The organism is Serratia sp. Tan611 (assembly GCF_905188235.1).
Classification (GTDB): domain Bacteria; phylum Pseudomonadota; class Gammaproteobacteria; order Enterobacterales; family Enterobacteriaceae; genus Serratia_B; species Serratia_B rhizosphaerae.
The window spans coordinates 3,308,339-3,320,883 of sequence record NZ_LR994655.1; the positions used below are offsets into that span (position 1 = coordinate 3,308,339).

12 protein-coding genes and 2 tRNA genes are annotated in these 12,545 nt (G+C 56.2%); 10 read left to right on the top strand and 4 right to left on the bottom strand.

Annotation, left to right across the window (positions count from 1 at the left end):
* Positions 1–137: 137 nt before the first annotated feature.
* Positions 138–422, top strand: coding sequence for a 50S ribosomal protein L25 (rplY, locus tag TAN611_RS15655; RefSeq protein ID WP_105231870.1), 285 nt, complete (start codon positions 138–140; stop codon positions 420–422).
* Positions 423–511: 89 nt separating this feature from the next.
* Here rplY and yejK read toward each other — a convergent pair whose 3' ends face one another.
* Positions 512–1,519, bottom strand: coding sequence for a nucleoid-associated protein YejK (gene yejK / locus TAN611_RS15660; protein ID WP_015673075.1), 1,008 nt, complete (start codon positions 1,517–1,519; stop codon positions 512–514).
* 190 nt (positions 1,520–1,709) lie between these two features.
* On the opposite strand from yejK, the gene TAN611_RS15665 reads away from it, so the two are divergent.
* The 7 genes from TAN611_RS15665 to TAN611_RS15695 all read left to right on the top strand — a co-directional run bounded on the left by TAN611_RS15665 (position 1,710) and on the right by TAN611_RS15695 (position 7,218).
* On the top strand, positions 1,710–1,937 hold the full coding sequence (locus tag TAN611_RS15665) for a YejL family protein (RefSeq protein ID WP_105231871.1): 228 nt from the start codon (positions 1,710–1,712) through the stop codon (positions 1,935–1,937).
* Between the two features lie 10 nt (positions 1,938–1,947).
* Positions 1,948–3,726: an LPS biosynthesis-modulating metalloenzyme YejM gene (yejM, locus tag TAN611_RS15670; protein ID WP_105231872.1), complete on the top strand. Its 1,779-nt coding sequence runs from the start codon at positions 1,948–1,950 to the stop codon at positions 3,724–3,726.
* 77 nt (positions 3,727–3,803) lie between these two features.
* Positions 3,804–3,880: transfer RNA gene (locus tag TAN611_RS15675), tRNA-Pro, on the top strand.
* A 197-nt stretch (positions 3,881–4,077) separates the two neighbouring features.
* Complete coding sequence (locus tag TAN611_RS15680; RefSeq protein ID WP_111736742.1) at positions 4,078–4,716, top strand: hypothetical protein; 639 nt, start codon at positions 4,078–4,080, stop codon at positions 4,714–4,716.
* A gap of 340 nt (positions 4,717–5,056) precedes the next feature.
* Positions 5,057–5,602, top strand: a complete 546-nt coding sequence (locus TAN611_RS15685; RefSeq protein ID WP_203066709.1) for an AAA family ATPase — start codon at positions 5,057–5,059, stop codon at positions 5,600–5,602.
* A 162-nt stretch (positions 5,603–5,764) separates the two neighbouring features.
* Positions 5,765–5,917, top strand: a complete 153-nt coding sequence (locus TAN611_RS15690; RefSeq protein ID WP_156484018.1) for a hypothetical protein — start codon at positions 5,765–5,767, stop codon at positions 5,915–5,917.
* Positions 5,918–6,066: 149 nt separating this feature from the next.
* Positions 6,067–7,218, top strand: coding sequence for an acyltransferase (locus tag TAN611_RS15695; protein WP_105231875.1), 1,152 nt, complete (start codon positions 6,067–6,069; stop codon positions 7,216–7,218).
* A gap of 81 nt (positions 7,219–7,299) precedes the next feature.
* Here the strand turns inward: TAN611_RS15695 and TAN611_RS15700 are convergent.
* Both TAN611_RS15700 and TAN611_RS15705 read right to left on the bottom strand, forming a co-directional pair.
* Positions 7,300–7,375 (bottom strand) — tRNA-Thr (locus tag TAN611_RS15700).
* 170 nt (positions 7,376–7,545) lie between these two features.
* Positions 7,546–8,466, bottom strand: a complete 921-nt coding sequence (locus tag TAN611_RS15705) for a LysR family transcriptional regulator (protein ID WP_203066710.1) — start codon at positions 8,464–8,466, stop codon at positions 7,546–7,548.
* A gap of 171 nt (positions 8,467–8,637) precedes the next feature.
* Here TAN611_RS15705 and TAN611_RS15710 point away from each other — a divergent pair, with 171 nt between their 5' ends.
* A complete protein-coding gene (locus TAN611_RS15710) occupies positions 8,638–10,053 on the top strand; it encodes a M20 family metallopeptidase (RefSeq protein ID WP_203066711.1) in 1,416 nt (471 codons plus the stop codon).
* A complete protein-coding gene (locus tag TAN611_RS15715; protein WP_105231878.1) occupies positions 10,050–11,339 on the top strand; it encodes an MFS transporter in 1,290 nt (429 codons plus the stop codon). Before TAN611_RS15710 ends, TAN611_RS15715 begins: the two co-directional genes overlap by 4 nt.
* Before the next feature lie 75 nt (positions 11,340–11,414).
* Here TAN611_RS15715 and TAN611_RS15720 read toward each other — a convergent pair whose 3' ends face one another.
* Positions 11,415–12,542, bottom strand: coding sequence for a hybrid-cluster NAD(P)-dependent oxidoreductase (locus TAN611_RS15720; protein ID WP_105231879.1), 1,128 nt, complete (start codon positions 12,540–12,542; stop codon positions 11,415–11,417).
* Between the last annotated feature and the right edge of the window lie 3 nt (positions 12,543–12,545).

Here is a 12,545-nt window from a genome sequence, read left to right on the forward strand (position 1 = left end):
AGGTTTTCGTTGCCCTGGCGGCGGCTTTCCGTTAAAATGCCGCCCGCTTTACCTGGGTCCGCCCGGGTGGGTCGAATTATCGAACCTGTTACTGGGTCGCCTGTAGCAGGGTACATTTTCTTTTAAGAGAAAAAATAATGTTCACTATCAATGCAGAAGTACGTAAAGAGCAGGGTAAGGGTGCGAGCCGCCGCCTGCGCGCAGCCAGCAAATTCCCAGCTATCATTTACGGTGGCGAAGAGGCTGCAATCGCTATCGAACTGGACCATGATTCTGTAAAGAACATGGAAGCTAAGCCAGAATTCTACGATGAAGCTATCGTGCTGGTTATCGACGGCAAAGAAACTAAAGTGAAAGTTCAGGCAGTGCAACGTCACCCGTTCAAGCCTAAACTGGCTCACATCGACTTCGTTCGCGCTTAATCGCACAACGTTATCGAGCTTTAGTATTTCGGGACGCCGAAGTAAAAAACGCCGCAATCGCGGCGTTTTTTATTGTCTGTTATCCGGCCTTATTTCCCGCCGTTCAGACGACGCTGCAGCTGGTCACGCAGGTTCGGCGGCGTGCCGCGAATGGTCAGCGTATCGGTCGCCGCATCCCAGAAGATGCGCTCGCCCATCAGCATGGCGTCAAAGTTGATACTGATGCCGCCGCCGCTGCCGGCAAATTTGGTCAGCTGGCGCAGCGTACCGCGATCGGCCGGGAAGCTCTCTTCCAGCTCATAACCCTGCTCGCTGGAAAACTGCAGGAAATCTTTTTCTCCCACCGGCGCGATTTCCGCCGACAGCGCCTGCAGCTCAATCTCCTCGCCCGCCTGCAGCTGTTCGTTACAGTAGCTGTACACCTGCTGACGCACGTTCTGACGCTCATTTTTATCCAGTTGTCCCTCGGCGCAGTAATCGTCCACCGCCTGCAGCAGACCGCGGTTTTGCGCTTTGGTATCCAGCCCTTCGGACGCCGCCAGGAAATCCATAAAGAAATCGGAGACCTTACGCCCCACCCGCCCTTTCAGGAAGGTCAGGTAACGTGTGGATTCCGGGTTGGTTTCCCATTCGGTCAGATCGACGCGCGCCACGATATCGGCATGGTTAATGTCCAGATAATGCGTGGTGCTGATATCCAGCTCTTCATTAACGCGCATGCTGTTGCAGCTGTTCAACACCGCAATCAGCAGATATTCCACCGCCAGATAACGGTACTGACCAAACAGCACCACGCTGCTTTCCGCAAACGGATATTTGGCCAGCTCATCGCGCAGCCGACCGGTCGCCGCACGGCTGAAGGCGAGGAAATCTTCGTCGCCCTTGCGGCAGGTGCGCAGCGCCTGCGCCAGTTCGCTCTCTTCATTGAACAGGCCATAAGCTTTGCTCTTGGCGCTGTATACGCGGTGCAGCTCCGCCATCATCTCTTCAACCGCCGCGTTGGCCGGCAGCAGGGAATCGCGCAGCACCACATCCAGCGTTTGTTCGTCGCGCTTTACCAACTGGTGCAGAGCGATCTGGTCAATATCCAGACTCATGATAAATCCTCCCGTTCTTTGAGCGCGTATTCAAACACTGAAGGCCCGGTGCTGCAACTCGAAAGATGGCGTTCGGCAACGCATTGCCGCAGCGTCAGGCAGAAAGATAAACTGAATTGATAAAAGAGCGGAAAATCACGGCTCTATACGGTAAGATATGGGACTTTGTCAGGTTTTGAGCTCAATTTTTATGCCACAATCATCGCGTTATAGTGACGAACACGTTGAACAACTGCTCGCTGAGCTGGTCAATGTTCTGGAAAAACACCATACTCCCACCGATCTGTCTTTGATGGTGTTGGGTAACATGGTAACCAACTTGATTAACACCAGCGTCTCTCCCGCACAGCGGCAAACGCTGGCAAAATCGTTTGCTGAGGCCCTGCAGGCTTCAATTCATGAAGATAAAGCGCATTAATACTTAATTTATGGTGACAAACCGTCAGCGTTATCGTGAAAAAGTCTCCCAGATGATCAGCTGGGGGCACTGGTTCGCCTTGTTCAATATTCTGCTCAGCATTGGGTTGGGCAGCCGCTACCTGTTTGTCACCGACTGGCCGGCCTCGCTGCTCGGCCGCGTCTATGCCATGGTCAGCGTGTTGGGACACTTCAGCTTTATCGTGTTCGCCAGCTATCTGCTGATCATCTTCCCGCTCACCTTCGTGGTGATGTCGCAGCGACTATTGCGCTTTATCTCCGCCACGCTGGCGACCGCCGGGCTGACGCTGCTGCTGGTCGACAGCGAGGTCTTCACCCGCTTCCACCTGCACCTCAACCCCGTGGTGTGGGAACTGGTGGTCAACCCGGACCAGAGCGAACTGGCGCGCGACTGGCAGCTGATGTTTATCTGCGTGCCGGTCATTTTCCTGATCGAGATGCTGTTCGGCACCTGGAGCTGGCAGAAGCTGCGCAGCCTGAACCGACGCAGCTTCGGCAAACCGTTGGCGGCACTGTTTATCGTCTCCTTTTTTGCCTCGCACCTGATTTATATCTGGGCGGACGCCAATTTCTATCGCCCTATTACCATGCAGCGCGCCAACCTGCCGCTGTCATACCCGATGACCGCGCGCAAGTTCCTGGAGAAGCATGGTCTGCTCGACCCGCAAGAGTTTGAGCGACGGCTGGTGCAGCAGGGCGATCCGGAAGCGGCAACGGTCGAGTATCCGCTTAACGATCTGAGCTACCGTGATAACGGCAGCGGCTACAACCTGCTGATGATTGTGGTGAACGGTATCCGCAATCAGGATGTGGCGCAGGATATGCCGGCCCTCACCCGCTTCGCGCAGGAAAATGTACGCTTCACCGATCATTACAGTTCAGGCAACCGCGCTGACACCGGCCTGATGGGGCTGTTCTACGGCATTTCTCCGACCTATCTGGACGGCATTCTGGCCTCGCGCAAGCCTTCGGCGTTGATTAACGCGCTCGGCGCGCAGGGCTATCAGTTCGGCCTGTTCTCCTCAGACGGCTTTAATGCGCCGCTGTATCGTCAGGCGTTGCTGACCGACTTCTCGCTGCCTGCCCCGCAGGCGCAAAGCGATGCCGCCACCACGCAGCAGTGGCAGCATTGGCTGACAGCTCAGGGCGGCGCTATGCCATGGTTCTCGTACCTCAACTTCCGCGGCGGCGACGCGCAGGACGCGACTCCGACAGCGCCTGACGACTTTATGCAACGCTACCGCAGCGGCGCGCAGGATGTCGATGCGCAAATCGCCCAGGTGCTGAACACGCTGAAAGCCCGCGGCATGCTGGAGAAAACCGTGGTGGTCATCACCGCCGAGCATGGCGTAGAGTTCAACGACAGCGGTAAGGATCAATGGGGCGCGGGCAGCAGCTTCAGCCCGCTGCAACTGCAGGTGCCATTGGTGATCCACTGGCCGGGTACGCCAGCGCAGACCATCAATAAGATGACCAGCCACAACGACGTGATGCGCACCTTGATGCAACGCCTGCTGCACGTAAAAACCGCTGCCAACGACTATTCCCAGGGCGAGGATCTGTTTACCGCCCAACGCCGCCATAATTGGGTGACGACCGGCGACAGCAAGCAGTTGGTGATTACCACGCCGGAACAGACCATCGTGCTGGATAATAACGGCAGCTACCGTTCATACGATAAGAACGACCGTGAGATAAAAGATGAAAAACCGCAGCTGGCCCTGCTGCTGCAGGTTCTGACCGATGTAAAACGCTTTATCGCCAACTAAGTTGCTTAAAACTATAGCAATCGGGCGTCAGCGATCTTGCATTGCCATCGGGAAGAGGTAGACTGATTGCATCGCGTCGGCATGTAGCGCAGCCTGGTAGCGCACCGTCATGGGGTGTCGGGGGTCGGAGGTTCGAATCCTCTCATGCCGACCAAACATTCCTTTAAAAACCAACCTTTTATGGTTGGTTTTTTTATGCATGAATTTTCAGCGGTGTAAAACTGGTGTAGAAACAGACCCCCAGCATACTTATCGGGCCACTAATCATGAGTAACATACCTAACCTGTGATCATTGAATGCCTATGCTTTATTGGCTATGTTATGCACAGGACAATTTACAAGGAAAAGTGATGGATGCAAAAATGATAGCGCTGGGTATCATCGATGGAATCGAATCTGTTCCTGAAGGTATTGCTCTCAGTGTGCGTAGGACATGGGAAGGATCTGGCCTTGCTGGCTCAGATTTAAAACGGCGTAATCAGTTAGAGACTGAAAGGTTTTTCAGGGTTATAAAAATGGGGTATGGCATAGAAGCTCCCCTGCGCGAACTAATCAGTATCATTATCAATGACTGCTACAAGCATATGGATCAGCAAACCCAGAATACCCTTAACCAAAAAGTAACCCACGCTAAAGGGTTCGCCGGCGGCCGAATTGGCACCCAAGGAGCCCTAACGTTTTACATAGCCCACAATATTTTCAAGAAAGTTGCTGCTGGCTTCATGTTCCGCAAAGTAGTTCAAGCCGGATTATTCTTCAGCATAAACACGATAATGCTCCAAGGATTTATCGAGCAGGCAGCGGTCGCATCAAGACATTTACGCAACAAATACCCAGCTACATACCACAAACTAACGCCCCGTAATTTGGATATGCTTTATTTCTTAGCCCAAGAGTACCTGGAGCCATTCGTTGCATATGCAAACATCCACTCGAAAATGTTCTGCGCAGGTGTAAATCATGAGCTCACTCAGATCCTTGGGAAGTAAGTTAGGGAAAGCGGTGGGAATATCGGCGTTGTATGCAATTGAGATAACCGTAGCCACAGTGTGTTCTATTGCCGCGTTCGGTTCCTTATTCTGGTTCGGCGAGTGGTGGAAGGGCCTACTGGCGGCCGGTGGGTTCTTTGCAATTACCGTAATTGTGTTCGCCATATGCGGTTACGCCAGAGGCGAACGATAAGAAATCCCCCCTCTTCCCAATCATTTCTGCCCGGCATAGCCGGGCTTTTCATATCTATACCAAGACAGAAACGATCATTCAAACCGATCGTTTTTTGATAATTAATCCGCCAGATCGATTACTCTCCCATTCCTCAAGGAAATACAGATGACTAATCAAAGAATTATTCTGACCGGTGGCCCGGGATCGGGCAAAAGCACACTGATTGACGCCCTGACCCGGCGCGGCTATGCATGCACCACGGAATCAGGCAGAGCCATTATTCAGGAACAAGTCGCCAGTGGCGGTAATGCGCTGCCCTGGGAAGAGCGCCAGGCGTTTGCCGAACTGATGCTGAGCCGGGAGATACGTGCATGGCACAGCGCCGGCAATACCGACGCTCCATACTTTTTCGACCGCGGCATCCCTGACGTGGCGGGCTATCTAACGCTTTGCCAACTTTCCGTACCTGCTCATCTGGAGCAGGCGATAGCGCACTTTCGCTATGCCGAGCGTGTGTTTATCGCCCCGCCGTGGCGTGAAATTTATGCTCAGGATGCAGAGCGCAAGCAGTCGTTCACCGAGGCGGAGATGACATACCGGGTAATGCGCGAAACCTATCAGCAATACGGTTACCAGCTGCTGGAACTGCCGCGCGCGTCGGTCGCTGAAAGAGTAAGTTTCGTGCTCGCCGCCCTGCGACATTCAGACTGAGATTAACGCTATACCGGCCCCTTCTGCATGATCTCATCCCCACACAACCGCATCCCTTTCCTGCTGTTAACCTTCCAGATTTCCCTTTTCCCGCCATCCTTCTACGGGTTTCTCTGCTATACCTTTTAAAGTGAACCCTAACGCTCTATGCAAGGAGGTCTGATGCTACGTTCAATCCCGCTATTATTAGCGCTGCTGATGCTGGCGGCCTGCTCTTCCGGGGAAGGACCGCCACCAGAAGATAACGGCGGCCCACCGGTATCTCACTGTAGCGACGCACAATGCGCACCTTCCGTCGGCCCGCAAACTTATTGATGGCATGGCAACACGGCATTCACCACCGCGTTGCCAGTTACTTATTAATAATCAGATTACTACCAATAAGTAACATTTGAGCAAGATGCTATAGTCATTCGATTATTCGTTTTGCAGTGACAATGTGCATCAATTGAGGGTTACCGCCAATGCAGCCTGCTAAGAAGTGGTCACAAGAACTGGAAGGGCTACGGGGGTTGGCTTCCCTGTGGGTAGTTCTGGGACATATTTGCATCCTGGTCGATTTTCACTTCCCCATCCTGTCAGACCCTGCCATGGGCGTTGATCTGTTTATCCTGCTGTCAGGCTATCTGATGGCAAAGAATTACATGGAGCGTAAAGAGAAAGAACCCTGGACCGCCGCCAGCACCTTTAAGAAATTCTGGCTGCGCCGCTTCTTCCGTATCGCCCCGCTCTATTATGTGCTGCTGGTGTTCGCCATTGGCTTTGGCAGTTATTTCGGTGAAGCGCGCGACGCCATCGCCAACTTCTATCCGGGCACGCAGACCAATACCAGCCGCTACAGCGACGGCTCGCTGATGAACCTCTTTACCCACGTCAGTTTCCTGTTTGGTTTCCTGCCCTACTATTCATTTAATACCGTATTGCCGGACTGGAGCATCGGGCTGGAAATGCAGTTCTACTTCCTGTTCCCGTTCATTATGCTGGGTGTGATGCGCTTTGGTTTTGCGCCAGCCTGCATTGCGGTGATTTTACTGTGCGTCGGCGCCAGAACGCTGTGGCCTGATTACTTCGCCGCGTTCCCCATGCCATCGATGATATTGATAAAGCTGAATCTGTTCATCGCCGGTATGCTGATCGCCAACGGCGTACGTAACAAAAACGTCGGCTATATCCTGTTGGCTCTGCTGGCCACGGTCGCCAGCTTGTATCAACATGACAGCATGAATAAGCTCCGCTATGCCGCACAGCTTGGTATGATTGTCATGATGGCAACCATCTTGTGGAGCCGTGCCGAAAACAGCGCCGTTGCCAAACTCCTGCGCTTCCCGCGCTGGGTGCTTACCAATAAATTCAGCGTATTCCTGGGCGATGTCTCATACTCGGTCTATCTGCTGCATTTGCTGATCGTGCTGCCGGTTATCGCTCACCTGCTCACAGGCAGTGCATTTGCCGATCTGGCTGGCCCGGTGAGGTTTGCCGCCGCCGCCGCGATTATCCTGCCCGTGACCTACGGCATCAGCCTGTTGCTGTATCGCTTTGTGGAAAAACCAGGCATTAAGCTGGGTAAAACCATTATTGAACGCGGCCAGAAAGCCAAAGCCGTGGCGCTGCCGTAAAACGATGCCGCCGGCAACATGCCGGCGGATTCGACGATGATATAACGCAAAAAAGCCACCTCATTGAGGTGGCTTTTTAATTGGTGCCGGCTACCGGAGTCGAACTGGTGACCTACTGATTACAAGTCAGTTGCTCTACCTACTGAGCTAAGCCGGCGAATTCTGTCGGAAAACGTTCCGTTTCCGTGCTGCGCAATATAATACAGCGCCCGGCCGACAAGCAAGCCTAATCAACGGGCTATGGCACCGGTTGTTTAAAAAACACGCGGCCGACGGCATTGCCGGGGAAAAGGCGTTTTTTTACCCGGTTTCCATTACGTTATCCATCTATAGCGCATAGCGCCGGCGTACAGTGCTATCCTCCTGGTTCAGCGTGTCGCTGACAAATTCAACAAACAGCTGCAGCGCGGCGCTGCGCTGCCGGCCCGGCGGCAGCTGTAACTGCAGCGTACGCTGGCTGAGCTGATCAACGCCAAAAGATTTGATGGTGATGGGCTGTTGCAACAGCGGCAATACGGTGAATTGGCTGCAAATAGACACCGCGCGCGGTGAAACCTGCAAAAAATTGAACAACGCGGCAAAGTTATCGCAGGTCAAAACCGGCTCAATAAAGGTGCCGCTCATCTGGCAGCAGATATCAAACAGCTGGCGTATGGTGGTGCTCGGCTCCGGCAAACACACCGGATACTGACACAGGTCGGTCAGCGCCACCTGCTGATTCGCCAACGGATGATCGCTGTGCATCAGCAGCAATACCGGCGCCGCCCACGAGGCGAGCACGTCCACCCCCTGCTCGGGGTGCAGGCTGAACTGCAGCGCCAGATCGCATTCGCCGTTGCGCACCAGACGCGCCAGGGTTTTGCTGTCCGCCACCGTCAGCACAAAAGTCACCGCCGGATTCTGCTGACGAAAACGGGCCATCAATTGCGGCAGCAGCGAAAAGGCCAGGCCGTTGGAACACGCCACGCGCAGCGCCGTGCGCCGCACCGCTTTCAGCCCCTTAATTTCCGCCATCGCCTGTTCAATATTCAGCAAGCTCTTGCGCAGGTGATTCTCAAAAATCTGCCCTGCTTCGGTCAGCACCATACCGCGCGCATGGCGCTCAAACAGCGGCGCCCCCACCTGCGCTTCCAGGCGCTGAATCTTGCGGCTGATGGCCGATACCGCCACAAATAACTGTTCGCTGGCGGCACTCAGCGAACCGCTGCTGGCCACCGCCAGAAAAAAACGCACTTCACTACTGATCATTCCGGGGCCTCCTGGCGGCGCATGCTTCACAACAGGGCAAACAAGCCTTGTTATAACAGCAAAGCTTGTTTGTTAAATAGACAATTGTGGCAAACCTCAATTTTAGCTTAGATACCCGCATAACAATGAAAACCAACACAACATCAACAACAAACACAACGGGAAGCAACCATGACGGGTGAACAGGTGGTACAACAGGCAAACGCCTATTTTGACAGCGGGGCTTTTCGGCAGGAGCTGGCGCGCCGTATTGCCCTGCAAACGGAAAGCCAGCGGCAGGATCGCGATGCGCTGCTGATGCAATACCTGCAGCAGGAGATCATGCCGCCGCTGCGCGCGCTCGGCTTTGAACTTCATCTGTGCGATAACCCGGAAGCGGCCAACCGACCGTTTCTGATCGCCGTACGCATCGAGGATCCTGCGCTGCCGACCCTGCTGAGCTACGGCCACGGCGACGTCGTCTTCGGCGATGATGACAACTGGCGCAGCGATCTCTCCCCGTGGCAGTTGCATGAGGAAGGCGATCGCTGGTACGGGCGCGGCAGCGCCGATAACAAAGGGCAGCACAGCATCAACCTCGCCGCTCTGGAGCAGGTGTTTCAGGCGCGCGGCGGCAGGCTGGGTTTTAACTGCAAACTGATCTTCGAAATGGGGGAAGAGATCAGCTCCCCGGGACTGGCGGAGATCTGCCGCCGTCAGCGAGATCTGCTGCAGGCCGATCTGTTTATCGCCTCCGACGGCCCGCGGCTGAACGCCATGCAGCCGACGCTGTTCCTCGGCTCACGCGGCTGCGTCAATTTCCGCCTGAGCATTCGCGCGCGGGATAACGCCTACCATTCCGGCAACTGGGGCGGCCTGCTCAGCAACCCCGGCATCCAGCTTGCCAACGCCCTCGCCTCGCTGGTCAATCAGCACGGTCAGCTGCAGGTCGCCGCATTACAGCCGCCGGCGCTGGATGACGCCATGCGCGCTATTTTGCGCGAGCTGGATGTCGGCGGCCAACCCCACGACCCGCAGATTGATGAAAACTGGGGTGAAACAGGATTAACGCCCAGCGAGCGGCTCTACGGCTGGAATACGCTGGAAGTACTGGCCTACCAGACCGGCAATCCGCAACGGCCGATGAATGCCATCCCTGCCAGCGCCACGGCGGTCTGCCAGCTGCGCTTTGTGGTCGGCACCGACTGGCAGCGGCTGGTCGAGCACCTGCAGGCCCACCTGCAAGCGCACGGCTTTGGCAATGTCGAGGTGGAGTGGCTGCGCGGCTCCCCCGCCACCCGCCTCGATCCTCAGGATCCGCTGGTGCACTGGGCGCTTGATATCATGCAGCGCACCAGCGGTAAAAAACCGGCGTTGCTGCCTAACCTCGGCGGTTCGCTGCCTAACGACGTGTTCGCCGATATTCTGGGGCTGCCCACGCTGTGGGTGCCGCATTCCTATCCGGCCTGCGGCCAGCACGGCGTAAATGAACATATGCTGCAATCTATCGCCCGTGAGGGGTTGCAGATTATGACGCGCCTGTTCTGGGATCTCGGCGAGAACGGTGGTGACGTGCTGGCGCAGCGCCGGCGGGAGGCGACACGATGAGTACGTCCGCCCACACACCGGTTGCCGGCAATAAGCCGCATCTCTACAAAACGCTGTTCGCCACCTGCATCGGCAACGCCCTGGAATGGTTCGATATCGCCGTTTACGGCTTTTTCGCCAACTATATCGCCCATGCCTTCTTTCCCACCGAAGATCCCGCCGTCTCAATGCTGCTGACCTTCGGCAGCTTCGGCGTCTCCTTTCTGATCCGCCCGCTGGGCGCCGTAGTGCTGGGCGCCTACGCCGACCGCGTCGGACGTAAAAAAGCCCTGCTGGCGTCAATCAGCCTGATGATGCTCGGCGGCGTTATCATCACCTTTATGCCGTCTTACGCCACCATCGGGCTGGCGGCACCGCTGATGATCCTGCTCGCCCGTCTGATCCAGGGTTTCTCCGCCGGCGGCGAGTTCGGCAGCTCAACCGCGTTTCTGGTAGAACACTTCCCCGAACGCAAGGCGTTTATCGCCAGCTGGCAGTTTGCTACCCAGGGGGCCAGTACCCTGCTGGCCTCGGCGTTTGGTCTGGGCATGACCTACTGGTTGAGCGAAGCGCAGATTCAGGAATGGGGCTGGCGCATTCCCTTCGCCTTCGGCCTGTTGATTGGCCCGGTAGGGCTGTATATTCGCCGTCACGTCCATGAGCCGGCCAGCTTCAAACAGCATGTGAAAGCCAGAGCGCCGCTCAAGACGCTGCTGGGCAGTCAAAAACGACTGCTGCTGTTGGCTATCGGGCTGATGGTGATCTCCACCGCCATCAACTACATGCTCAACTATGTGCCGACCTACGCCACCAAGAACCTGCATCTGCCGGGGTCGGTGGCCTTCAGCGCAACGCTGCTGGCCGGCGTAATCCTGACGGTGGTGACGCCGCTGGTGGGACTATGGGCGGAAAAAGTCGGCCGGCTGCCGTTGATGTGGGGTTCGCTGCTGTTGCTGGTGGTCAGCATCTACCCGGCATTCCGTCTGGTGGTCAACCACACCACGCCGCTGACCCTGATGCTGCTGGTCGGCTGGATGGCGCTGCTGAAATCGGTGTATTTCTCCACGGTGCCGTCGGTGATGGCGGATCTGTTCCCGATGGAGACCCGCGCCAGCGGTATGGCGATCGGCTATAACGTGGCGGTGACGGTGTTCGGCGGCTTTGCGCCGCTGATTTGCACCTTGCTGATCAGCATGACCGGCACCAGCCTAGCGCCAAGCTACTACCTGATGATGGTGGCGCTGCTGAGCGGCTGGGCGTTGCTGAGCAGCCAACACCAGCTGCGCGGCGTCGCGCGCGCATCATAAATCACACCCCGGGCTGACCGCCCGGGGTTTTCCCGTCAGTCAAGAGAAACTGCGCCCTCCGTGGCCGCATCTGCCTTAATACTCCACCACCACATCCCCCGTCGGCACGCTGCAGCAGGAGAGAATATAGCCCTCTTCGACATCCTCATCGGTAATGCCGCCGTTATGCGCCATCTCGACCGCGCCCTCCAGCCTCTTCACCTTGCAGGTGCCGCAGATTCCCATGCCGCAGGCTTTGGGGATGTGCAGCCCCAGTTTGGCGGCGGCGGCGTGTACGGTTTCCCCCGGCGCGATCTGCACGCTCTTGCCGGTGCTGGCGAAGAACACCTGAATCAGGTCGGAACGCGGTATCGCTTCGGCCTCTTCGGCCGCCTGTTCGGCATCCTGCTGCGCCTGCTCTTTGACCGGCTCCGGCGTCGCGCCGAACGATTCCTCGTGATAGCGACGCATATCAAACCCGGCTTCCTGCAGCATGTTGCGCACCGCCTTCATATAAGGCGCCGGACCGCAGCAGTAGACTTCGCGTTCCATAAAATCGGGAGCCATCATTTCCAGCATCGCGTGATTAAAGAAGCCGCGATAGCCGCCCCAGTTCTGGCCTGACTCATAGCGTTCGCAAATCAGGTTCAGCTTAAAGTTGGCGATGCGCGCGGCCATATTCTCCAGATCGCGCTGGAAAATAATGTCTCGCGGCGTACGCGCGCTGTGAACAAACACCATATCGACGTCGGCGTTGGTATCAAAATACCAGCGCGCCATCGACATCACCGGCGTAATGCCGACGCCCCCCGACAGAAACAGCACCCGGTCGCTCGGGTTATCGATACAGTTAAACTGGCCAACCGGACCATGCACCGCCAGCTCCATCCCCTCGCTCATGTTGTCATGCAGCCAGTTGGACACCTTACCCCCCGGCACCCGTTTGACCGTGATCGAGAAACTGTAGGGCACCGACGGCGAGCTGGAAATGGTGTAGGAACGGAACACCTGCTCGCTGTCGATCTCCAGCTCCAGGGTGACGAACTGGCCGGGCTTAAAGAAGAACATGATCGGCTGCTCGGCCATAAAGCAGTAGGTTTTTACATCCCAGGTTTCCTGAATCACTTTGACGCAACGCACAGCATGACGACCGTTGATCCAAGTCTGGGTGGTTACGGGCTCAAAAGCGCCGCTATTTACTACCGAAATAGTCTGGTTGGTCATAGG